Origin of the sequence: Rhodococcus olei, assembly GCF_039540555.1 — a bacterium.
Lineage (GTDB): Bacteria > Actinomycetota > Actinomycetes > Mycobacteriales > Mycobacteriaceae > Rhodococcus_G > Rhodococcus_G olei.
This window is the reverse complement of record NZ_BAABFB010000030.1, coordinates 240,568-261,777: the sequence shown is the minus strand read 5'-3', so window position 1 is coordinate 261,777 and position 21,210 is coordinate 240,568. Positions and strand designations below refer to the sequence as shown.

21 protein-coding genes are annotated in these 21,210 nt (G+C 70.5%); 7 read left to right on the top strand and 14 right to left on the bottom strand.

Annotation, left to right across the window (positions count from 1 at the left end; genetic code table 11):
* Positions 1–5: 5 nt before the first annotated feature.
* Positions 6–866 (bottom strand): bifunctional methylenetetrahydrofolate dehydrogenase/methenyltetrahydrofolate cyclohydrolase, encoded by an 861-nt coding sequence (locus ABD951_RS10750; protein ID WP_345344509.1) that lies wholly within the window; start codon positions 864–866, stop codon positions 6–8.
* Positions 867–897: 31 nt separating this feature from the next.
* Here ABD951_RS10750 and ABD951_RS10745 point away from each other — a divergent pair, with 31 nt between their 5' ends.
* Positions 898–1,419, top strand: a complete 522-nt coding sequence (locus ABD951_RS10745) for a GNAT family N-acetyltransferase (protein ID WP_345344507.1) — start codon at positions 898–900, stop codon at positions 1,417–1,419.
* Between the two features lie 42 nt (positions 1,420–1,461).
* Here ABD951_RS10745 and ABD951_RS10740 read toward each other — a convergent pair whose 3' ends face one another.
* Together ABD951_RS10740 and ABD951_RS10735 are read right to left on the bottom strand one after the other, a co-directional pair.
* Complete coding sequence (locus ABD951_RS10740; protein ID WP_345344505.1) at positions 1,462–2,121, bottom strand: class I SAM-dependent methyltransferase; 660 nt, start codon at positions 2,119–2,121, stop codon at positions 1,462–1,464.
* Positions 2,122–2,193: 72 nt separating this feature from the next.
* A complete protein-coding gene (locus tag ABD951_RS10735; RefSeq protein WP_345344503.1) occupies positions 2,194–2,802 on the bottom strand; it encodes a pentapeptide repeat-containing protein in 609 nt (202 codons plus the stop codon).
* Positions 2,803–3,118: 316 nt separating this feature from the next.
* Here ABD951_RS10735 and ABD951_RS10730 point away from each other — a divergent pair, with 316 nt between their 5' ends.
* Together ABD951_RS10730 and ABD951_RS10725 are read left to right on the top strand one after the other, a co-directional pair.
* Positions 3,119–4,243 carry a type I restriction endonuclease gene (locus ABD951_RS10730; protein ID WP_345344501.1) on the top strand — a complete coding sequence of 375 codons (1,125 nt, stop codon included), beginning with the start codon at positions 3,119–3,121 and terminating at the stop codon, positions 4,241–4,243.
* A 67-nt stretch (positions 4,244–4,310) separates the two neighbouring features.
* Positions 4,311–4,775, top strand: coding sequence for a tRNA (cytidine(34)-2'-O)-methyltransferase (locus ABD951_RS10725; RefSeq protein WP_345344499.1), 465 nt, complete (start codon positions 4,311–4,313; stop codon positions 4,773–4,775).
* Between the two features lie 295 nt (positions 4,776–5,070).
* On the opposite strand, the gene ABD951_RS10720 is transcribed toward ABD951_RS10725, so the two are convergent.
* From ABD951_RS10720 to ABD951_RS10690, 7 genes are all read right to left on the bottom strand, one after another.
* Complete coding sequence (locus ABD951_RS10720) at positions 5,071–5,859, bottom strand: class I SAM-dependent methyltransferase (protein WP_345344497.1); 789 nt, start codon at positions 5,857–5,859, stop codon at positions 5,071–5,073.
* 3 nt (positions 5,860–5,862) lie between these two features.
* Entirely contained in the window at positions 5,863–6,087 is a 225-nt protein-coding gene (locus ABD951_RS10715; protein WP_345344495.1) for a DUF167 domain-containing protein, read from the bottom strand.
* Complete coding sequence (locus tag ABD951_RS10710) at positions 6,084–6,977, bottom strand: LysR family transcriptional regulator (RefSeq protein ID WP_345344493.1); 894 nt, start codon at positions 6,975–6,977, stop codon at positions 6,084–6,086. Before ABD951_RS10710 ends, ABD951_RS10715 begins: the two co-directional genes overlap by 4 nt.
* Before the next feature lie 48 nt (positions 6,978–7,025).
* The gene (locus tag ABD951_RS10705) at positions 7,026–8,162 is read right to left on the bottom strand and encodes a hypothetical protein (protein WP_345344491.1); all 1,137 of its coding nucleotides are present in this window, start codon (positions 8,160–8,162) and stop codon (positions 7,026–7,028) included.
* 116 nt (positions 8,163–8,278) lie between these two features.
* A complete protein-coding gene (locus ABD951_RS10700) occupies positions 8,279–8,668 on the bottom strand; it encodes a DUF302 domain-containing protein (protein ID WP_345344489.1) in 390 nt (129 codons plus the stop codon).
* A 48-nt stretch (positions 8,669–8,716) separates the two neighbouring features.
* Positions 8,717–9,310, bottom strand: coding sequence for a class I SAM-dependent methyltransferase (locus tag ABD951_RS10695; protein ID WP_345344487.1), 594 nt, complete (start codon positions 9,308–9,310; stop codon positions 8,717–8,719).
* Between the two features lie 5 nt (positions 9,311–9,315).
* Positions 9,316–9,585: a metal-sensitive transcriptional regulator gene (locus tag ABD951_RS10690; protein WP_345344485.1), complete on the bottom strand. Its 270-nt coding sequence runs from the start codon at positions 9,583–9,585 to the stop codon at positions 9,316–9,318.
* Between the two features lie 146 nt (positions 9,586–9,731).
* On the opposite strand from ABD951_RS10690, the gene ABD951_RS10685 reads away from it, so the two are divergent.
* On the top strand, positions 9,732–10,163 hold the full coding sequence (locus ABD951_RS10685) for a hypothetical protein (RefSeq protein WP_345344483.1): 432 nt from the start codon (positions 9,732–9,734) through the stop codon (positions 10,161–10,163).
* 5 nt (positions 10,164–10,168) lie between these two features.
* Here ABD951_RS10685 and ABD951_RS10680 read toward each other — a convergent pair whose 3' ends face one another.
* From ABD951_RS10680 to ABD951_RS10670, 3 genes are all read right to left on the bottom strand, one after another.
* Positions 10,169–12,328: an MMPL family transporter gene (locus ABD951_RS10680; RefSeq protein WP_345344481.1), complete on the bottom strand. Its 2,160-nt coding sequence runs from the start codon at positions 12,326–12,328 to the stop codon at positions 10,169–10,171.
* An 83-nt stretch (positions 12,329–12,411) separates the two neighbouring features.
* Positions 12,412–14,049 carry an FAD-dependent oxidoreductase gene (locus ABD951_RS10675; protein WP_345344479.1) on the bottom strand — a complete coding sequence of 546 codons (1,638 nt, stop codon included), beginning with the start codon at positions 14,047–14,049 and terminating at the stop codon, positions 12,412–12,414.
* Positions 14,050–14,292: 243 nt separating this feature from the next.
* Positions 14,293–17,601 carry an error-prone DNA polymerase gene (locus ABD951_RS10670; protein WP_345344477.1) on the bottom strand — a complete coding sequence of 1,103 codons (3,309 nt, stop codon included), beginning with the start codon at positions 17,599–17,601 and terminating at the stop codon, positions 14,293–14,295.
* Between the two features lie 557 nt (positions 17,602–18,158).
* On the opposite strand from ABD951_RS10670, the gene ABD951_RS10665 reads away from it, so the two are divergent.
* The 3 genes from ABD951_RS10665 to ABD951_RS10655 all read left to right on the top strand — a co-directional run bounded on the left by ABD951_RS10665 (position 18,159) and on the right by ABD951_RS10655 (position 20,737).
* Complete coding sequence (locus tag ABD951_RS10665) at positions 18,159–18,650, top strand: MaoC family dehydratase (RefSeq protein ID WP_345344475.1); 492 nt, start codon at positions 18,159–18,161, stop codon at positions 18,648–18,650.
* On the top strand, positions 18,643–20,322 hold the full coding sequence (locus tag ABD951_RS10660; protein ID WP_345344473.1) for a PHA/PHB synthase family protein: 1,680 nt from the start codon (positions 18,643–18,645) through the stop codon (positions 20,320–20,322). The genes ABD951_RS10665 and ABD951_RS10660 overlap by 8 nt, the downstream gene beginning before the upstream one ends.
* Positions 20,323–20,395: 73 nt before the next feature.
* A complete protein-coding gene (locus ABD951_RS10655; RefSeq protein WP_345344471.1) occupies positions 20,396–20,737 on the top strand; it encodes a hypothetical protein in 342 nt (113 codons plus the stop codon).
* A gap of 61 nt (positions 20,738–20,798) precedes the next feature.
* On the opposite strand, the gene ABD951_RS10650 is transcribed toward ABD951_RS10655, so the two are convergent.
* On the bottom strand, positions 20,799–21,194 hold the full coding sequence (locus tag ABD951_RS10650; RefSeq protein WP_345344469.1) for a helix-turn-helix domain-containing protein: 396 nt from the start codon (positions 21,192–21,194) through the stop codon (positions 20,799–20,801).
* Between the last annotated feature and the right edge of the window lie 16 nt (positions 21,195–21,210).

Below are 21,210 nucleotides of genomic sequence, written 5' to 3'. Positions count from 1 at the left end.
CCCGGTCAGGCCGACTCTGCCGCGAGCTGCTCGGCGCGCTCGACGACGTTGCTGAGCAGGAACGCGCGCGTCAGCGGTCCGACACCACCCGGGTTCGGCGAGATGTATCCGGCGACCTCGCGGACGTTGTCGGCGACGTCGCCGCGCAGGCCGTCCGGGGTGCGGCTGACCCCGACGTCGAGGACCGCGGCGCCCGGCTTGACCATGTCCGCGGTGATGAGGCCGGCGACACCGGCGGCGGCGACGACGATGTCGGCGCGCCGCACCTCGGCGGCCAGGTCCTTGGTGCCGGTGTGGCAGAGCGTGACGGTCGCGTTCTCGCTGCGGCGGGTCAGCAGCAGACCGATCGGGCGGCCGATCGTGACACCGCGGCCGACGACCGTGACACGAGCGCCGTCGATCGGCACGTCGTAGCGGCGCAGCAGGTGCACCACGCCGCGCGGTGTGCACGGCAGCGTCGCCTCCTTGCCGAGGACGAGGCGGCCCAGGTTGACCGGGTGCAGGCCGTCGGCGTCCTTGTCCGGATCGATGCGCTCGAGCGCGGCGTTCTCGTCGAGGTGCTTGGGCAGCGGCAGCTGCACGATGTAGCCGGTGCACTCCGGGTTGGCGTTGAGCTCGTCGATGACGGCCTCGAGCTCGGCCTGGGTGATGTCGGCGGGCAGGTCGCGGCGCAGGGAGTTGATCCCGACCTTCGCGCAGTCCGCGTGCTTGCCCCGCACATAGGACGCGGATCCGGGGTCGTCGCCGACCAGAACGGTGCCCAGTCCGGGGGTGATGCCCTTCGCCTCGAGCGCGTCGACCCGGGCCTTCAGGTCGATGAAGATCTCGTCGCGGGTTGCCTTGCCATCCAGGATCGTCGCAGTCACGGCGCCCATTGTTTCAGGTAAGACTGGAGCCATGGCACACAGTCCTGCCCTCGCACCCGAATTGCACGGTCCGCGCGTGGTGCTGGAGCCGCTGCGACCGGAGCACCGCGCCCGCCTGCGGGAGATCCACCGCGAGCCGGAGGTCCGCCGATGGTGGCAGATGCCCGACGACGACTGGCCCGAGGTTCCGGAACCGGACACCACCAAGTACACGGTGCTCGAGGACGGCCGGATCATCGGCTTCGCCCAGTGGTACTTCGAACCGGACCCGGACTACCGGCACGCCGGGCTCGACCTGTTCCTGTCCGCGGAGGTCCAGGGCCGCGGCCTGGGCACCGAGGTGGTGCGGGTGCTGTGCGCGCACCTGATCGACGACCACCGCTACCACCGCCTGGTCATCGACCCGAAGCTGTCCAACACCCCCGCGATCGCCTGCTACCGGAAGGTCGGGTTCAAGGACGTCGGGGTGCTCCGCGAATACGAGATGCGCCACGACGGCACCTGGGAGGACGGACTCCTGATGGACCTGCTGGCCCGCGAGTTCATCCGCTGACCCGATACCCGCGCCCGGGACGGCGGGGGCCGACGGCGGGCCTCAGCTCGGCGCGGCGGTCGCGAGCCAGGCGGGAGCACCCTCGTCGCCGTGGAATCTCGTCTGTATCCGCTCCGGCTCGACGGAGACGACTCGCCACCCGCCGGAGTCGAACGCCGCCCGCAGCTCGTCGCGACCGACCGGGTGTGGACCGGTGCCGGGGGCCACGTCGCTGAAGCACAGCAGAATCAGGACCCCGTCACGCTCGATCACCGCCGCCAGGCTCGCCAGGTACCGCTGCTGCTCCTCGCGGTCGAAGGTGTGAAAGAGCCCGCAGTCCAGCACGGTCGTGAAGCGGCGACCCACCCGCGACAGCCGGAGGGCGTCGACGTCCTCGAATCGGGCCTCGATCCCGCGGTCCGTCGCCTTGTCCCGGGCGATCGCGAGCGCCGTGTCGGCCACGTCGACACCCAGCACCGGAAGGCCCGTCGAGGCGAGGTACAGCGCGTTCTCGCCGGTCCCACAGCCCACGTCGAGCACCGCGCCGGTGAAGCCGCCCGCGGCGGCGACCCGCACGACCGCCGGCTGTGGCCGGCCGGTGTCCCAGGGCGCGGGGCCGCCGTGGTACGACGCATCCCAGGGCTGTCCCGTCGTCCGTTCGTGGCTGGTCGGGCGCCGGCCACCGAACGGATCGTCGGCGAGGGGTCCTGATCGCTCGGACATCGTCGGCTCCTTCCGGCGGGACTTCCACGACCGATCGTGCCACCTCGGCCGTAGCCGGCCGATCCCCCGCGCTCAGTGCTCGACGACGAGGCCGTGCGCGGCGGCCATCGCGACGGCCTGGGTGAGGTCGATCTTCGCGCCGTCGAGTTTCGCGGTGGTCCACAGGCTCGCGTCGACGTGCGCGCCGCGCAGGTCGGCGCCCTCGAGGCGCAGCCCGAACGTGCGCGCCCCGAACAGGTCGACGGCCCGCAGCGCGGTGTCGCGCAGGTCCGACTCGACGAGGTTGGCCTCCCGCAACCGGCAGTCGGTGAAGTCCACCCCGCGCAGGTCGGCCTTGCCGAGGGAGGCGAGCGTGAAGTCGACCTCGTCGAACTGGATCGGCCGCAGGCGACACTGCTCGAACGTCGACCCGAGCATTGTCGAGGAATGGAACTCACTGTGCCACAATGTTGTTCGCGCGAAGGTGCAGGACCGGAACGCGGCCACGGTGTGGTGGGACCCGGTGAGGTCGGCGCCGGTGAAGTCGCAGTCGGTGAACACGACACGCTCGGTGCGCAGCTCGCTCAGATCGGCGTCCCGGAACGTGCAGCCGGTGTAGCGCCGATCGGACCACTGCTGTCCCGACAGCCGCGCATCCGAGAAGTCCTCGCCGACGATGTCCTCGATCTCTTCCGCTGCCATGCCCCCGATCCTGCCCGCCCCCACCGACGGCATCAGCCGGCGGTGCCCGCCCACCCAGCGCACCACGTCTGCTACTCGACTCCGGGACGTTGGTCCAGTAGCGCATTGCCTGCCCCTGTGACGCCGCGCTTCCAACGGCATGTACACGGGCAGTGATCGTCCGCCGCGGGAATTCGGATGATTCGACACACCAGCACTCCGAGTCGGACACATCGCACGCTCGGCACCGCGAACGGGGTTGTCCATCGATCAGCGGACTGCTGCCGTCACGTCGCCGCCAACTATGGTCTTCACAGTCGAATATGGAGGAGTGTGAATGACTTTCACGGAGAACGTCGCTGCTCTCGCCGGGAAAATTCGGGCGAAGAAGGATGACATTGCAACCGAGGAAGCAACCAAGAATGCCTTCATCATGCCCTTCATTTCCTCGGTCCTCGGCTACGACGTGTTCGACCCCAGCGAGGTCGTGCCGGAACTCGTTGCCGACGTGGGAGTGAAGAAGGGCGAAAAGATCGACTACGCCATCATGAAGGACGGTCAGGTTCAGATCCTGATCGAATGTAAGAAGATCGGCGAACCGCTCAATCTTAACCATGCATCGCAGCTGTTCCGGTACTTCGCCGCAACGTCCGCTCGGATCGCCATCCTGACGAACGGCCAGGAGTACCAGGTCTACACGGACGGTGACGCACCGAACCGGATGGACGAAAAGCCCTTCCTCGTCTTCGACCTGCTCAACGTCGACCGGACCTTGCTCCCCGAGATACAGAAGTTGTCGAAGGAATCGTTCGACCTCGACTCCGTGGTCAACGCCGCCGAAGAATTGAAGTACATCGGCATGATCAAGCGGATCATCGGCAACGAGGTCAGGGAACCCAGCGACGACTGGATACGATACTTCGTGTCGCGTGCCTACGACGGCAAGGCGACGCAGAAAGTGGTCGATCAATTTCGGGGCCTGGTCGGGAAGGCCACGACGCAGTACATCAGCGACCAGGTCAACGACCGGCTCAAGAATGCACTGGGGGGCGATGCACCCGAGATCGCAGTTTCGAACGTTCCTCTGATGCCCGCTCAGCAGCCATCCGGCGATGCCGTGGCCATCGAAGTCCCGGACGCAGACATCGTCACCACCGACGAGGAAATCGACGGATTCAACATCGTTCGAGCGATAGCGGTGTCCGAAGTCGCACCCGAGCGGATCGTCCACCGGGACGCGAAGACCTACTTCGCAGTGCTGCTTGACGACAACAACCGCAAACCGATCATTCGACTCCATTTGAATGGCAAGAACGTCAAGTTCGTGACCACGTTCGAAAACGACAGCAAGGCCGGCGTGCGGCACGACATCGAGTCGGTTGTCGACATCTACAAGGTTGCCGACGTGATCCGATCCACCATCCGCGCATACATCCACGACGGCGTGCCGGCGAACGCCTGACGGCGTCGCGGTGGCCAGGGGCCGAGGGCGATGGTCGGGCGGTCCGCGGCAATGGCAAGCTGATCGCGTGTTCCGTCTGCTGTTCCACGAGCCCCGCATCCCGCCCAACACCGGCAACGCGATCCGGCTGGTCGCCGGTACCGGGTGTGAGCTGCACCTGGTCGAGCCGCTGGGGTTCGACCTGTCCGAGCCGAAGTTGCGCCGGGCCGGGCTGGACTACCACGATCTGGCGTCGGTGACGGTGCACGCGAACCTGGAGGCGGCGTGGGCGGCGCTGGCCCCGGAGCGGGTGTTCGCGTTCACGGCGCACGCGCGGACGCGGTACGCGGACATCGCGTACCTGCCGGGTGACGTGCTGCTGTTCGGTCCGGAGCCGACCGGCCTGTCGGAGGAGGTGCTCGCCGATCCGCACGTCACCGAACAGGTCCGGATCCCGATGGTCCCCGGGCGCCGGTCGCTGAACCTGTCGAACGCGGCCGCTGTCGTGACCTACGAGGCGTGGCGGCAGCACGACTTCGCGGGCGGCGTCTGACGCGCGCGGGCGTCCGACTCACGCCGGGCTACGGAGCACCGGCTCGACACCGTCGCCCGTCAGCTGCGGCAACGCCGCCCGGCGTCCGGTGAGCAGCAGCCGGCCGCGGTGGACCGGCACCGCCCCCACGGCACCGCCGTGAACACGCGGGCCGTGCCCCGGCCGCCGTACGACCACCCCGGGACGCGGCGAACGCCGCGGCGGCCGTGGACATCCCGAGTTCCCGCCCCGGCGGCACGGCGATGTCCCGGCCGTGGCCGGCGCGCCGCACCAGCGTCCATCGCCGGCCGCGAGATCACCGACCCGTACCGGCCGCCGCGCACAGCTCGGCCCGCATCTGGGTGAACCGGAACAGTCCCGGCCGGCCGACGACCTCCTCATAGGCCCCGACCACCTCGGCCGCGAACCGGTCGGCACGATCCGGCGCGAGCCGACCCGTCCAGTCGGTGGAGCCGACGCGGCACCACCGGGTGAAGTCGTCGCGCGAACCGAAGTCCCACTCGACGTCCCACGTCCGCAGATCGGCCACCGCCAACCCCGCCGACGCGGCGAGCGCGGGATACGCGTCGGGATCGGGGTGGATGTACGGAGCGGGGAAATCCTCGAAGTACCGGGCCCATTCGGGACGCCGGGTGACCGCCATCTCGACGTCCTCGATGCTGGGCCGCTCGTTCGCGCAGACCATCTGCACGACCGCCCGACCGCCGGGGCGCAGCGTGCGCGCGATCGCGGCCAGCGCCCGCCGCTGCTCCGGCACCCAGTGCAGCGCGTTGAACGAGACGACGACGTCGAACTCGCCCGAGAACGGCAGGTCGCGCGCGTCGGCGACGAGGAACCGGACCGACGCCCCGTCCGGCACCGCCCGGCTCACGGCGGTCTCGACCATCCGCGGGGACGCGTCCACACCGACGACCGATCCGCGCGGTACCCGCCGCGCCAGGTCGAGCGTGACGTGACCATCGCCGCATCCGACGTCGAGAAGCCGCTCGTCACCGGCCAGGTCGAGCCCGGCCAACGCCTGCCCGGCGAGCATGCGCTGCAGCGCACTCACCTCTGCGTACTCCCGACCGTCCCACGCGGGCACCGTTCAATCCTGCACCTCGAACCGCTTGTGCCGCGAGGTGGCGCCCGAAATCAGCGTCACCGAACTCTTCGACACCCCGAAGTGCCGGGCCAGCAGTTCCGCGGCGGCCCTGTTCGCCTTCCCCTCCACGGCCGGCGCCCGCACGTAGAGCAGCAGCGTGCCGTCGTCGAGGGTCTCGACGAGCGGCCCCTTCCTGCTGTTCGGTTTGATCTGCGCAGCGACGATCATCGGGACCCCGCCGCGATGTCGAGGAAGTCGCGCGCCGATCCCCGCAGCCCGCGGTTGCGGTCCCAGACCGCGAGCAGCCGCCGCGGCATCCGCAACCCCCGCAGCTCCACCGCGACGAGCCGGCCGTCGACGAGATCCGCCGCAACGGCCAGCGACGACACGACCGCCGGGGCGTTGCCTGCGACCACGGCCGCCTTGACGGCGGTGCACGAGGTGAGTTCGAGCAGCGGCGCGACGCAGCCGGGGACCGCCTGCTCGAGGGTCGTGCGGGTGCCGGAGCCGAACTCGCGCTGGATCAACGGTGTCCGCGCGAGTTCGGCCGCGTCGATCGGGCCCGACCGCGCCCACGGGTGGGCGGGTGGCACCACGACCACCAGCTCGTCGCGGGCGACCTCGCGGACATCGAGACCCGCCGGCGCCTCGGGGCCCTCGACGAAACCGAGGTCCGCGTCGCCGGCCAGCACGAGGTTGGCGACGTCGGTGGAGTTCAGCAGCCGCACCGAGGTGACGACGTTCGGGTGTTTGCGGCGCATCGTCACGGTCCAGCCGGGCACCAGGTACTCGGCGATCGTCATGCTCGCGGCCACGGTCAGGTTCGCCGCCCGCTCCCCCCGGAGTGCGGAGATCCCGGACGCGAGTTGTTCTGCGGCCGAGAGGGTTCCGGCCGCCCACTCGAGCACGAGCCCACCCTCGTAGGTGGGGGTGACACCGGTGGTGGTGCGGTCGAAGACCTTGATGCCGAGCTGGCGTTCGGCGGACCGGACGCGGGCACTGATCGCCTGCTGACTGAGCCCGTGCTCGCGTCCGGCGGCTCCCATGCTGCCCAGGCGCGCGACGGACAGCAGCACGTCGAGGGCGGCCAGCTCGGGGACGCGGGGCGACAGTGGCATGACACCCAGGATAGCCCGGCCACAAACGGTGGTTGTGACCGTGGCGGTTCAGATCAGCAGGAACACCGTCGCCGCGGCCACGGCCACCACCAGCAGGGCGACGAGCACCCAGAGCAGGACGCGCGACCCGCCGCTCGGCTCGGACTCGGACTCGGCCCGCGCCTCGACGGTGACGACCGGCGCGGCGGCGACCTCGGCCTCCCCCGCCGACTCCGCAGGCTCCGGTCCCGGCGGTTCCGTCTCGGCGCCGGGCGTCTCGTCGTCGAGCCGCAGCGGGCCCCGGATCGCGGTGAGCACCTCGGTCACGTCGTACGACGGCGGGAGCCCGATCGGCTTGTTGGGACGCGTCGAACTCCGGAACCCGGCCGCGATGATCGCCGCTCCGAGCGCGGCGGCCTGTTCCGGTCCCGGCCCGACCACGACGTGCACACCGAACTTCCCGGCGAGGGCGTCGGCGACACCCCGCAGCGCCACGTCGTCGCGCGCCACCACGCCGTCGGCCGTCACCACGATCGCGTCGAGGTTCGACGGCAGCCAGCCGAATGCACCCAGTGCACTGGACAATTGCGCGGTCGGCGACGAACCACGACCCGCCGCGAAGCGGAACGACCGTCCACTGGACGACCCGGATCGGACCAACGTCACCGTCGCACCGGTGTCGTCGACGTGATAGCTGCCGATCAGCTGGCCCGGCTTCTCGGAGACCTCGGACTCGAACCACGCGCACGCCGCCTCGGCGTCCGACACGAGCGAGATCTCGCTCAGGCCCGCATAGTTCAGGGAGTTGCGCAGGTCCGCGACGAGGTCCGGCTCCCACATCGACGGATAGCACGCCACCACCCGCGGGGCGCCGCCGTCCCGGCCGCCGAAGGTGGGCAGCGGTTCACACTCGCGCACCAGGCTGCGCATCGCGGACGCCACCACGTCCTCGGCGCGGAACCGGGTGCCGTCGCTGGTCGCGACGCCCTCCGGATCACCGACGCGCGCGACGAACCCCGACACGGTGCTGACGAACTCGGCGCCGGCCGGGGGTTCGCCCCCACCGAGAACCGCATCGCCGTCGGAACACAGGTAGAGCACCGTGTCACGGACGATGACGATCGGGTCGGGAGTGCCCGGCTCGTTCGACGCCACGACGAGAGTCGACACCAGACTGCCGACCCTGACCCCAATTCCCACGGACATGCGCGCACTCCATTCGGACGACGAACAGAGAAGAATCTACGCGCCCGCCGCCGCACCGCCGACCACACCGGCACGGGACGGGTCCACTGGCGCCGCCGATCTCGGCTCGACGGCCGTCAGTCGGCCAACGAACCGATCGCGGCCCGCAGCAGACCGGCCGCCTCCTCCGCGACGGCGGCGAGTTCCGCGTTGCGGGTGACCTCGACCATCAGCTGCGGGTTCATCGCCTCGACCACGACCGTGTCGCCGTCCGCACGCACCACCACGTTGCACGGCAGCAGCAGCCCGATCCGCGGGTCGATGCCGAGCGCCCGGTGCGCGAGCGTCGGGTTGCAGGCGCCGAGAATCAGGTAGCGGTCGACGTCCGCGCCGATCTTCGCCTTCAGCGTCGCCTGCATGTCGATCTCGGTGAGCACGCCGAATCCCCGTTCCTTCAGCGCTTCCCGGGCGCGGGCGACCGCGTCGTCGAAGTCGGTGGTCAGGGTGGCGCCGATGCCGATCTCCATGGGTGTCCGTCCTCGTTTCGTGTCGATGTGCGTTGTTCGGTCGCCCGGTCAGCGGTGCTCGGGCAGGTCCCACCGCGACGCGTCCAGCAGGATGTCGACGGCGGTGCCGTCGCCCTGGGGGTGCCGGACGTGCTCGAGAGCGTCGACCCGCAACCCGGCGGCCGCCGGCGCAAGGTCGGCGATGCCGGGCAGGATCGCCGGATCGGGCGGCCCGCCGACGCCACGGTGGTAGTTCTCGATCGAATGCCCCAGATACAGCAGGCGTCCGCCCGGTGCGAGCCATCCCGCCGCGCGGGTGAGCAGCGCCTGCAGGTGCTCTGTCGGCAGGTGCAGGAACGCGAGCAGCACCAGGTCGACCTCGCCCGCGGGCTCCCAGTCGACGACGTCACCGACCTGCCAGCCGATCCGCGCCTCGGGGTCCCGGTCCCGGGCCTGTTCGATCGCGACCGCGGAGTGGTCGACCGCGGTGACCGTCCACCCCGCGCGGGCCAGCCACCGGGCGTGTCGGCCGTCGCCGCACGCCAGGTCGACCGCGCGCCCCGGGGCCGCGCCGGCGAGCCGCTGCCGCACCGTGTCGGCTGGCTCGCTTCCCCACGGGTCGGGCCGGTCGCGATACCGCGCGTCCCAGGCGGCGGCGTCCATCCCGGTCACGCGAGCGCGAGGAAGAGCTTCTCGAGCTCCGCCTCGGTCATCGGTTCCTGGTTCTCCCGGTTGGTGCCCTGCAGGCAGTCCCGCAGCCCGGTCGCGACGATCTTGAACCCGGCGCGGTCGAGCGCCCGCGACACCGCCGCGAGCTGGGTGACGACGTCCTTGCAGTCGCGGCCGTTCTCGATCATCGAGATCACCCCGGCCAGCTGGCCCTGGGCCCGGCGCAGCCGGTTCAGCACCCGGGCGATGCTCTCCTCGTCTCCGGTCATCGGAAACACCTGCACTTTCTGTCGACTGTGAATGAACCCAGGTTACCCCGAGGGGTATCCGGGGGCGGGCGCCGCCGAAACCGATGGCACGGCCCGCCGATCGAGGCCACACTGGTGGCACGCACCCACAACACCAGGGAGATGTCATGAGCGAGAACCGGCCCTTCGGCTTCGATCCGGAGGACTTCGACCGCAAGGCCCGAGAGGTGGGTGAGGGCATCCGGGAGACCCTCCGTGGCCTCGGGAACCTGCTCGGGGAGGCCGGCGTCGGGACGGTGTGGTCGTCGAACGTGGGGCCGAACGGGGTCACCGTCACCTACCCGCGCCGCCGGACCACCGGCGACACCGGTGACGGCGTGTGGGCGATCTTCGTCGTCGGCGACGACGGCGGCGCCACCGTCGAGCAGGTCTACGCCACGGAATTGGACGCGTTGCGCGCCAACAAGACCAACACCGATGCCCGTCGGCGGGTCCGCTTCCTGCCGTACGGGATCGCGGTCAGCGCCCTCGACGACGATCCCGACTCGGACGCCGGCTCCGGATCGGACGCGGACGTCGAGCCCGATCCGGAGCACTGACCGCCTCAGTGCGAGAAGCTGATCTCCGGCAGGAGGCGGCGCAGCCAGGCCGGTGACCACCAGGCGGCGCCGCCGGTGATCCGCAGCAATGCGGGCAGCAGCACCAGCCGGATCAGCACCGCGTCGAGCAGGACCGCGACGCCGAGGATGATGCCCATCTCCTTCGGCGGCAGCGGCTCGGCCAACGCGAAGCTGAAGAACACTCCGACCATCACGGCCGCGGCGGCGAAGATCACCCGGCCCGAGTGCGCCATGCCCTCGACCTGAGCGGCGGCGGCGTCGCCGGTGCGTTCGTAGTGCTCCTTGACGGTCGAGAGCAGGAAGACCGTATAGTCCATCGCGATCGCGAAGATCATCGCGAAGAAGAACACCGGCCCCCAGCCGTCGAGGAAGCCCTGCGGCGCGAATCCGAGCAGCCCGGCACCGTGTCCGTCCTGGAAGATCAGCTTCGCCACCCCGAACGCGGCGCCCGTGGACAGCAGACTGACGACGGTCCCCATCAGGGCGACCAGCGGCGCCCGCAACGCGACCAGCAGCAGCGCGAACCCGAGCACCAGGATCACGGTCATCACGATCGGCAGGTAGTCGTTCAGGGCCTGCTGCAGGTCGAGGTTCTCGGCGGGGGCGCCGCCGACGATCGCGGACTCGGGCAGGTCCGCCCGCAGCCGGTCCAGCGTGCCGGCCAGCGCGGGATCCGACGGGTCGACGTCCGGCACCGCCTGCAGCAGCACCAGATCGGCACCGTCGGCCGTGGTGGACGGCATCGGCGGGCTCACCATCGCCACGCCCTCGGTCGCCGCGGCGACCCGTGCCACCTCGTCGGCGTCCCGCGCGGCGGCGACGATCTGCAGCGTGCCGGGCACGCCGGCACCCATCTGCTCCTGCACGACCTCGTAGCCCTGCCGCACCGCGGCGTCCTCCGGCACCACCTGGATCGACGGCATCGCGACCTTCAGCCCGAACACCGGGATCGCCAGCAGAGCCAGCGCACCGAGCGCACCGACGGCGAGCGGCCACGGGTGGCGGTGCACCAGCGAACCCCAGCGCCCGAACCACGACGACCGCTGCTGCTGACGCTTCGCGTGGGGCAGCGCCCCGGCGTTGACCCGGCGTCCGAGCTTGCCGAGCACGGCAGGCAGCAGAGTCAGGGTCGCGGCCAGCACGAAGACCACCGCGAGCATGATCCCGACCGCCATCGTCCGCACCGCCGGTGCCGGCACCAGCAGGACCGCGGACAGGCTCACCAGCACCGTCAGCCCGGACAGCAGCACCGCCTTGCCCGCGGTGCCCATCGTCTCGGCGACGGCCAGCCGGGCGCTCGCGCCATTGCGCAGCGCGTCCCGGAAACGGACGACCAGGAACAGCGCGTAGTCGATGCCGAGCGCCAGGGCGAACATCATCGCGAAGTTCATCGCCCACACCGAGATCGGGGTGAGCTCGTTCAGCAGCACCAGCGCGCCCGCGGACGCGACCAGCCCCGCCATCGTCAGCAGCAGCGGCAGACCGGCGGCGACGAGGGACCCGAACGCCAGCACCATGATGGCCAGGGTCACCGGCCACGAGAACATCTCGGCCTTGATCATCGCGTCGTGGTTGGCGGCGTTGAAGTCGCTCCACAGCGCGGACGCACCGGTGGGGTGGATCTCGATGCCATCGGTGGCGACCGCGGCCAGCGGGTCGGCGAGGTCGCCGGCGGCGGTGACCATCGCGTTCGGATCGGCGCCTGCGCCGCCGAGCACGATCGCGGTGTGCCGGTCGGGACTGATCGTCATGCCCGGTTGCGGCGGCACGACCTGGGAGATGCGGGAGTCGGAGTCGAGGACGCCGGTGACGCCGGCGATCGCGGCCGCCATCTCGGGGTCGTCCACGGTGTGCGTCTCGGAGTGCACGACGACCTGCAGGGCGTCGGACCCGGTGCCGCCGAAGTGCTCCTGTGCGAGCTCGCGGACCTGAACGGATTCGGAGCCGTCGGCCTGCCAGCCGGCGCCGGCGAGCGAGCTGAACACGCTCGGCGCGGCGGCACCGAGCGCGACCACGACGGCGATCCACGCGAGGACGACGAGGCGGAAGCGGTCGGCCATCGTGGCGCCGAGCCGGGCCATCAGGCCGTGGATCGGCGGGTCGGCGTGACCGGAGTCGGCGGGCGCGTTGTCGGTGACGGTCATGACACGGGGGTCCTTCCTAAATACGGGTGGGGGTATATGAACGGGCCGAGAAAACCCCCGGCGAGCCGGGGGTGTCCCGAAGGTCAGACGAGGATGTCGACGTGGTCGCCCGCGGCGAGCCAGGTGCGGTACCCGCCGTCGAGGTTGCGGACGTCGTGGCCGAGCTGGCGCAGGATGCGGGCCGCGGTGTGCCCGCGCTGGCCGACCTGGCAGGTCACGACGACCTCCCCGGCCGGCAGCTGACCGGCCCTGGCCCGCAACGTGTCGAGTTCGATGTTCACGGAACCGGGGATCGACCCGGCCGCGTACTCCTCGGGGGTGCGGACGTCGACGAGCGTGGCGCCGGCGGCGAGCGTCGCGGGCAGCTCGTGCCACTGGATCGTGGCGGCGGTCCCGGCCCGCAGGTTGTCTGCGATGTAACCGAGCATGTTCACCGGATCCTTCGCGGAACCGAACTGCGGCGCGTACGCCAGTTCGAGGTCGGCGAGTTCGGACGCGGTGATGCCACCGACCATCGCGGTCGCGATCACGTCGATGCGCTTGTCCACGCCGTCCCCACCGACACCCTGGGCGCCGAGGATCGCGTCGGTGTCCGGGTCGACGAGCAGCTTCAGGGACATGCCCTGGGCGCCCGGGTAGTACCCGGCGTGCGACTGCGGGTGCGAGTGAATCGCCCGGTACCGGCGCCCGGCCGCACGCAGTCGCTTCTCGTTCCAGCCGACCGCGGCGGCCATCAGCGAGAACACGCCGACGATCGCGGTACCGACGACGCGGCGCGGCCGCACGGGCAGCCCGGAGATCACGTCGGCGACGAGCCGGCCCTGCCGGTTCGCGGGGTTCGCGAGGGGAACCAGGCCGGGCTCGCCGGAGACGGCGTCGACCTTCTCCACCGCGTCGCCGACCGCGTAGACGTGCTCGGCGGAGGTGCGCATCAGCTCGTCGACGGCGATACCGCCGCGCGGACCGGTCGCGATGCCTGCCGCGACCACGAGCGCCGACTCCGGGCGCACACCGATCGCCATCACCACGACGTCGGCGGGCAGGACCCGCCCGTCGGCGAGCGTGACGTCCCCGCGCCCGATCGCGGCGACCTGGTTGCCGAGTTCGAGCCCGATCCCGCCCGCGCGCAGCTCGTCCGCGACCGGCGCTGCCATCTCCGGATCGAGCGGGCCGAGCACCTGGTCGGCGAGCTCGACGACGGTGACCTCGAGATCCCGGCGGCGCAGATTCTCGGCCAGTTCGATCCCGATGAAGCCGGCACCGACGATCACCGCCGTGCGCGCGGTGTCACCGATCGCGGCGACGAGGCGGTCGACGTCGTCGACGTCGCGCAGCACCAGCGCGCGCTCGACACCGGGCAGGTCGGGGACGATGGGGCTCGCGCCGGGGCTGAGGACCAGTTCGTCGTAGGACTCGACGGTCTCGTCGCCGGCGCTCAGGTCGCGGACGGTGACGGTGCGGGCGTCGGGATCGATCGAGATCACCTCGGTGTGCACGCGGACGTCGAGTTCGAATCGCGCGGCGAGCGACTCCGGCGTCTGCAGCAGCAGCGCGTCGCGGTCCTCGATCACGCCGCCCGCGTAGTACGGCAGGCCGCAGTTCGCGAACGAGACGTGCGCACCCCGCTCGAACACCACGATCTGCGCGTCCTCGTTCAGCCGGCGCAACCTGGTCGCGGCGGACATTCCGCCGGCGACCCCACCCACGATGACGACCTTCACGTCGACTCCCTTCGTCCGATTCGAGAGCAAGCATACCCCCTGGGGTATTTGAACGGCCTCCAAGCGGGTGCTGTTCCCCGACCGGCGGGGACGTGGCGCAGGTCACCACGCGACACTCGGCACCCAACGATCGCCTCGCACGCTCCGCTCAGCACCCAACGATCGCGTCGCACGCTCCCCTCAGCACCCAACGATCGCGTCGCACGCTCCCCTCAGCGCCAACGATCGCGTCGCACGCTCCGCTCAGCGGAAGTCGCGCGACGTGCCGGCCATCCGCAGATCCATCCGCTGCAGCCGGTCCGCGACCACGGTCACCGCGCCCTCCGCGTTCTGCACCCGGCCCCGCACCAGCAGCGCCGGCGCCGTGTGCGCGAGGGTGCGGTAGCGGGCCCACAACCCGACCGAGCAGACGACGTTCACCATCCCGGTCTCGTCCTCGAGGTTGATGAACGTGACGCCGGCCGCAGTGGCGGGCCGCTGCCGGTGCGTGACCGCTCCCCCGACGAGGACGCGATCGCCGTCGGGCACCGCGAGCAGTCGTGACGCCGGGACCACCCCGAGCGCGTCGAGCTGCGGCCGCAGGAACTGGGTGGGGTAGGAGTCCGGCGAGACCCCGGTCGCCCACACGTCCGCGGCCGCCAGTTCCACGTCGCTCATCCCGGGCAGGGCCGGCGCCGCCACCGAGGCCCCGGTGCCGGGCAGCCGGTCCGGACGCTCGCCGGCCGCAGCCCCGGCCGCCCACAGCGCCTGCCTGCGAGTCCCGGCGAACCCGGCCAGCGCCCCCGCCGTCGCCAGCGACTCCGCCTGCGCGGTGCTCAACTCCACCCGCCCGGTCAGGTCGAGCAGCGAGGCGAACGGCCCACCCTCCTCCCGCGCGGCGACGATCTTCTCCGCCAGTGCGGACCCGATGTGCCGCACCTCCCCCAGCCCGAGCCGCACCTCGGTGCCACCCGCCTCGAGACCGGCGTGCGCGAGGCCGGCGTTCACGTCCGGTCCGTGCACGACGACACCGTGCCTGCGGGCGTCGGCGACCAGTGACTGCGGCGAGTAGAACCCCATCGGCTGGGCGCGCAGCAGACCGGCGCAGAACGCCGCGGGGTGATGCAGCTTGAACCACGCCGAGTAGAACACCAGCGCGGCGAACGACTGCGAATGACTTTCGGGGAAACCGAAATTCGCGAAGGCGTACAGCTTCTCGTAGATCCGGTCGGCGACCTCGCCGGTGATGCCGTGCCGGGCGTGCATGCCCTCGTAGAGCCGCCCCTTGAGACGTTCCATCTTCTGCGGTGACCGCTTCGACCCCATCGCCCGCCGCAACCGGTCGGCCTCGGCGGCGCTGAACCCGGCGACGTCGACCGCCATCTGCATCAGCTGCTCCTGGAACAGCGGGACCCCGAGGGTGCGTTCGAGCGAGTGCTCCAGGCTGGGGTGGTCGTAGGTGACCGGCTCACGGCCGTTGCGCCGCCGGATGTACGGGTGCACCGAGCCGCCCTGGATCGGACCCGGCCGGATCAACGCGACCTCGACCACCAGGTCGTAGAACGTGCGCGGCTTCAGTCGCGGCAGCGTCGCCATCTGGGCACGGGACTCGACCTGGAACACACCCACCGAGTCGGCGCGGCAGAGCATCTCGTAGACCGCCGCCTCGGACAGGTCCAGCTTCGCCAGGTCCACCTCGATGCCCTTGTGCTCGGCGACCAGGTCGATCATGTAGTGCAGCGCAGAGAGCATGCCGAGACCGAGCAGGTCGAACTTGACCAGCCCGACGGCCGCGCAGTCGTCCTTGTCCCACTGCAGGACGCTGCGGTTCTCCATCCGCGCCCACTCGACCGGGCACACGTCCGCGATCGGCCGGTCGCAGATCACCATGCCTCCGGAGTGGATGCCGAGATGCCGTGGGAACCCCTCGATCTGACCGGCGAGGTCGAGGACGGCCTGCGGAATGTCCGTCCCCTTCTCGTCTTTCACGCCGGACCATCGGCTGACCTGTTTGCTCCACGCGTCCTGCTGGCCCTGCGAGTAGCCGAGCGCCCTGGCCATGTCCCGGACCGCCATCTTCCCGCGGTAGGTGATGACGTTCGCGACCTGCGCGGCGTACTCGCGGCCGTACCGGTTGTAGACGTACTGGATGGCCTCCTCCCGCCGGTCCGATTCGATGTCCACGTCGATGTCCGGCGGACCGTCCCGTTCCGGGGACAGGAACCGCTCGAAGAGGAGCTTGTTGCCGACCGGGTCCACGTTGGTGATGCCGATGGCGTAGCAGACCGCCGAGTTGGCCGCCGACCCCCGGCCCTGACAGAGGATGTCGCTGCGCTTGCAGAACGACACGATGTCGTGGACCACCAGGAAGTAGCCCGGAAATCCCAGTTGCGCAACGATACCCAGCTCGTGCTCGATCTGGCGGTAGGCGTCGGGCCGCTGCTCGGGGGTACCGTATCGGCTGCGGGCCCCGGCCACCGCCAACTCCCGCAACCAGCTGTCCTCGGTGTGCCCGTCGGGCACGTCGAACGGCGGCAGACTCGGCGCGATGAGCGCGAGGTCGAAGGCGCACTCCCGGCCGAGATCGGCCGCCGCCGGCACCGCCGTCGGATGGGCGGCGAACAGGCGCGTCATCTCGGCCCCGGATCGCAGGTGCGCTCCCCCGGTCGGCGCGAGCCACCCGGCGGCCTCGTCGAGGGACTGCCGGGCCCGGACCGCGGCCATCGCCATCGCCAGGCGGCGCCGGTCGGGTGCGGCGAAGTGCGCGCCGGCGGTCGCGACCACCGGGAGCCCGCACCGGCGGGCGAGATCGGCCAGCGCGGCGTTGCGCTCGTCGTCCTCGGCCACCCCCTGCGCGGTGAGCTCGACGGTGACCCGATCCGCTCCGAATCTCTCGACCAGTCCACGTAATTCGTCCTCAGCGGCGGACCTTCCCCCGGCGGCGAGGGCGCCACGGACGTGCCCCTTGCGGCACCCCGTGAGAATCTGCCAGTGCCCGCCCGCGGCCTCGGTCAGCGCGTCCAGGTCGTACCGCGGGTGCCCCTTCTGCCCCCCGGCCAGGTGCGCGGCGGCAATCTGCCGGGACAGCCGCCGGTAGCCCTCCTGCCCGCGGGCCAGCACCAGCAGGTGGGTACCGGCCGGGTCCGGGGTTCCGGTACGCGGCGGAGCCGACACGGAATCCCGCGCCGGAAGCGACAGTTCGGCACCGAACACGGTCCGCATGCACAGCTCCTTGGCCGCCTCCGCGAACCGGACCACCCCGTAGAGCCCGTCGTGGTCGGTCAGTGCCACCGCCTCGAGACCGAGCCGGACCGCCTCCTCCACCAGTTCCTCCGGCTGGGCGGCACCGTCGAGGAAGCTGAACGCGGAGTGCGTGTGCAACTCCGCGTAGGGCACGACCGGGCCGTCCCCCCGGGCAATTCCGTCACCCCGGTAGGCGCCGCGCGTGCGGGACCACGCCGGACTGTCACTGCCGTCGCCGGGGTACATCGCCTCGGGCGGGTTGCGCCCCGGCCGACCCGAGAGCACCCGCTCGAGCTCCGACCACGTCGGCGGGCCGTTGTTCCACCCCACCACACACTCCTCCCGCTCGACCGCGTCGACAGGACCTGCCGACGGACCCGAAGCGGGGAAGACGCTTCGAACGTGTGTTCTATGGTGCATGCACCCGCGCGTCGCGTCAACCGCCCGGAGTCGACCTCCGCGTCGAACCGGCCGCCGCCACGCGCCCCGACTCCGACATTTACCGTGACGCGAATTCTGACCACCCGGTAAGCCGAATCGATACTCGGAAGTAATTTCAGAGCATCCATTTCACAAATATATGTGACGGAATTTCCGAGACACTCCACGGAACACGTAAACGCGCTCGCCACAACCGCAGGTGGCTGCTGAAACCGGGTTTGAACTGGACATTCGTACAGCAACTCAGCGGGAAGCCCGATGTGCGAACCGATTGCCTCCGCTATATGCTCCCGCTCGATCGATGCGAATTCACCAATTCGCGGCACACCGAGGGTGAATTGCCCACTCACCGAGATCTCGGCCCACGATCGGCGATTCAACCGTGCAAATCTCAACAATTGTCAGGGGTTCGAGAGAACCTCGAATCCACGTACCAGGGGGATACGATGGCCACCACAACCAGCCGCCCGGCGACGCACCGCGTCACCATGGCGCACCTTCCCGACCTCGCGGGCACCCGCCTCGGAGCGTCGTCCCGGATTCCGGTCACCCAGGACCGGATCTGCCAGTTCGCCGATGCCACCGGCGACCACCAGTGGATCCACGTCGACCCGGAGCGCGCCCGCAGCGGGCCGTTCGGGACCACGATCGCCCACGGTTACCTCACCCTCTCCCTCGCGGTCGAGATCTTCTCCGGCCTGCTCGAGGTCACCGACTGCGCACAGGTGATCAACTACGGACTCGACAAGGTCCGATTCCCCGCACCGGTGCCGGTCGGCTCGTCCGTCGGCGCGGTCGCCGAGGTGACGTCCGTCGAACCGTGCGCCGGCGGCTACCAGCTGGCGGTGACCCTCACGTTCGACGCCAGCGGCGTCGAACGGCCGGTGTGCGTCGCGCAGATGATCCTGCGCTACCTGGCCGGAGGCGACCGTGCTTGAGTTCACGAAGCGGCAGCTCACCGCACGCGTCGACCCCGTCGGCTGGCTCTCCTCGACCGCATCGGTCGCCCGGTGCGCCGCACGGCGTCCGGACGCCGTCGCGGCCGCGACCGGACGGTTCGCGCTCGACCTCGCGCACATCCCGGCCGAGGCCGCCTGCGTCGCGATCGGGACCGACGGCGCGGCGACGCTGCCCGACGACGCCCGCTTCCGCGATCCGGCGTGGCGGGACAATCCGGCCTACTACAGCGTGCTGCGGTCGTACCTGGCCACCCGCTCCTACGCCGACGACCTGGTCGAGGCCGGCGCGGACGACGATGCCGCCACGGCCAAGGCACGTCAGTTCGTGCAACTGCTGTTCGACGTCGCCGCGCCGACCAACAACCCGATCACCAACCCGGAGGTGCTGACCCGGGCGATCACGACCGGCGGCAAGAGCCTGGCCCGCGGGGCGTCGAACCTGGTCGAGGACGTCGTCAAGCGCGGCGGCCGCCCCAAGCGGGTGCCCGACGGCGCCTACACGGTCGGCGAGAACATGGCCGTCACCCCCGGAAAGGTGGTGTACCGCAACGATCTGATCGAGCTGATCCAGTACACACCACAGACCGAGCGGGTGCACGCGACTCCGCTGCTGGCGTGCCCGCCGTGGATCAACAAGTACTACATCATGGACATCGGGCCGGACCGGAGCTTCGTCGAGTGGGCCGTCCGGCACCACCGCACCGTCTTCCTCATCTCCTACCGCAATCCCGACGAGTCGATGCGCGACGTGTCGTTCGACGACTACCTCACGCACGGAGTGTCGGCGGCGATGGACGTGGTCGGCGAGATCACCGGGGCCCCGAAGATCGACGTCGTCGGACTGTGCCTGGGCGGCGCGATGGCGTCGATCGCGGCGGCCTACCTCGCCGGTACGGGTGACCAGCGGCTGGGCACGCTCACGCTGGCGAACACTCTGCTCGACTACGCCGAACCCGGCCAGCTGGGCCTGATGTCCGACGAGAAGTCCCGCGAGGCCCTGGACACACTGATGGCCACCGAGGGCTACCTCGACGGCGCGAACATGTCGCTGACCTTCGACCTGCTGCGCGCGAACGACCTGATCTTCCGGTACTGGGTCAGCCGCTGGATGCTGGGCGAGGAGCCGCCGGCGTTCGACCTGCTGGCCTGGAACGAGGACTCGACCCGCATGCCCGCGGCGATGCACAGCACCTATCTGCGCACGCTCTACGGGGAGAACCGTTTGGCCGGGGGAACATTCGAGATCGCCGGCCGGGAGATCTCGCTGGCCGACGTGAACAGCGACGTGTACGTCGTCGGCGCGATCGACGACCACATCGTGCCGTGGACCTCGTCGTACGCCGGGGCGCGCCTGTTCGGGGGACGGGTCCGCTACGTGCTGTCCAACGGCGGGCACATCGCCGGCATCGTCAACCCGCCGGGCAAGAAGTCCCGGATCGAGGCCGTCGGCAGCCCGGAGTCGAATCCCACTGCACTGCCCGAGGATTCGACGTCGTGGCGGGAGTCGGCACAGACCACCGCGGCCTCGTGGTGGGAGGACTGGGCGACGTGGTCCGGGGCCCGCGCCGGCGAGTTGCAGGCACCGCCGCCGATGGGCACCGCCGCTCATCCCGTGATCGGTGACGCGCCGGGCACCTACGTCTTCGGGTGACCGCCGAACTAGACCGTTAGCAGTCATCGTGCTAATTTGCTAACAGCACGCCCGGACCACCGAAGGAGCCCACATGGCCACCCAGAACACCACCCAGAACAGCGCCCAGAACAGCGCCCAGAACGCCGCCAAGAACATCGTCACCGACGGCGTCGAGTCGATCACCAAGACCTTCGACGAGAACCTGGAGCGGGTGCAGGGACTCAACGAGAGCGTCCTCGGTGCGGCCAAGCTCAGCGGCACCGTCGCGGTGGACGCCTACGAGAAGGCCGTGACGTCCGTCCTCGACTTCCAGAAGTCGATCGCGGCCGCATCCCGGATCGACCTGGTCACCTCCGTCGTCGACGCGCAGGCCTCCCTGGTCAAGGGCATCACCTCCGCCGCCACGACCGCGGTGCGCGAGGCGCTCAAGTAGCCCGACAGAGAACAACACTCTGCCCCGGACGGCCCACTCGGCCGTCCGGGGCAGATCCGTTTCAGTCGACCGATTCCGTCCGCACGGTCGACGCCGCTCCGCCTCGGCGCCGCTTCGCGACGGTCACCTCGACGAAGGTTCCGTACATCTCCTCGAGCGCCGACCGCTGCGCCTTCGTCAGGTCCGGGTCCCGGCGGATCGCCGCGACGACCTCCGACTCGGCGGGGGAATCGGCCCGACGGGCCTGCGCGGTCAGCACGGCCGCAGACATGTGCAGGTGTTCGGCGATCGCCTCGAGCACCTGCTCGCTGGGCTCACGGAGGTTGCGTTCGATCTGGGACAGATAGGGATTCGAGATCCCGACCATCTCCGCGAACTTGCGCATCGGCACCGCCGCCAGCTCCCGCTGCTGTCGGATCAGCTCGCCGAGGGTAGGGGCCCGGCCGTCGTCCACCATGCGCGTCAGCCTACCC

What these genes read in the sequence shown, in the direction of transcription:
- ABD951_RS10730 (WP_345344501.1), top strand. Translation starts at nt 3,119, where the DNA reads ATGACTTTCACGGAGAACGTCGCTGCTCTCGCCGGGAAAATTCGGGCG.
- ABD951_RS10655 (WP_345344471.1), top strand. Translation starts at nt 20,396, where the DNA reads ATGGCCACCCAGAACACCACCCAGAACAGCGCCCAGAACAGCGCCCAG.
- ABD951_RS10710 (WP_345344493.1), bottom strand. Translation starts at nt 6,977, where the DNA reads ATGCCACTGTCGCCCCGCGTCCCCGAGCTGGCCGCCCTCGACGTGCTG.
- ABD951_RS10695 (WP_345344487.1), bottom strand. Translation starts at nt 9,310, where the DNA reads ATGGACGCCGCCGCCTGGGACGCGCGGTATCGCGACCGGCCCGACCCG.
- ABD951_RS10735 (WP_345344503.1), bottom strand. Translation starts at nt 2,802, where the DNA reads ATGGCAGCGGAAGAGATCGAGGACATCGTCGGCGAGGACTTCTCGGAT.
- ABD951_RS10690 (WP_345344485.1), bottom strand. Translation starts at nt 9,585, where the DNA reads ATGACCGGAGACGAGGAGAGCATCGCCCGGGTGCTGAACCGGCTGCGC.
- ABD951_RS10715 (WP_345344495.1), bottom strand. Translation starts at nt 6,087, where the DNA reads ATGATCGTCGCTGCGCAGATCAAACCGAACAGCAGGAAGGGGCCGCTC.
- ABD951_RS10665 (WP_345344475.1), top strand. Translation starts at nt 18,159, where the DNA reads ATGGCCACCACAACCAGCCGCCCGGCGACGCACCGCGTCACCATGGCG.
- ABD951_RS10745 (WP_345344507.1), top strand. Translation starts at nt 898, where the DNA reads ATGGCACACAGTCCTGCCCTCGCACCCGAATTGCACGGTCCGCGCGTG.
- ABD951_RS10680 (WP_345344481.1), bottom strand. Translation starts at nt 12,328, where the DNA reads ATGACCGTCACCGACAACGCGCCCGCCGACTCCGGTCACGCCGACCCG.
- ABD951_RS10650 (WP_345344469.1), bottom strand. Translation starts at nt 21,194, where the DNA reads ATGGTGGACGACGGCCGGGCCCCTACCCTCGGCGAGCTGATCCGACAG.
- ABD951_RS10705 (WP_345344491.1), bottom strand. Translation starts at nt 8,162, where the DNA reads ATGTCCGTGGGAATTGGGGTCAGGGTCGGCAGTCTGGTGTCGACTCTC.
- ABD951_RS10700 (WP_345344489.1), bottom strand. Translation starts at nt 8,668, where the DNA reads ATGGAGATCGGCATCGGCGCCACCCTGACCACCGACTTCGACGACGCG.
- ABD951_RS10740 (WP_345344505.1), bottom strand. Translation starts at nt 2,121, where the DNA reads ATGTCCGAGCGATCAGGACCCCTCGCCGACGATCCGTTCGGTGGCCGG.
- ABD951_RS10685 (WP_345344483.1), top strand. Translation starts at nt 9,732, where the DNA reads ATGAGCGAGAACCGGCCCTTCGGCTTCGATCCGGAGGACTTCGACCGC.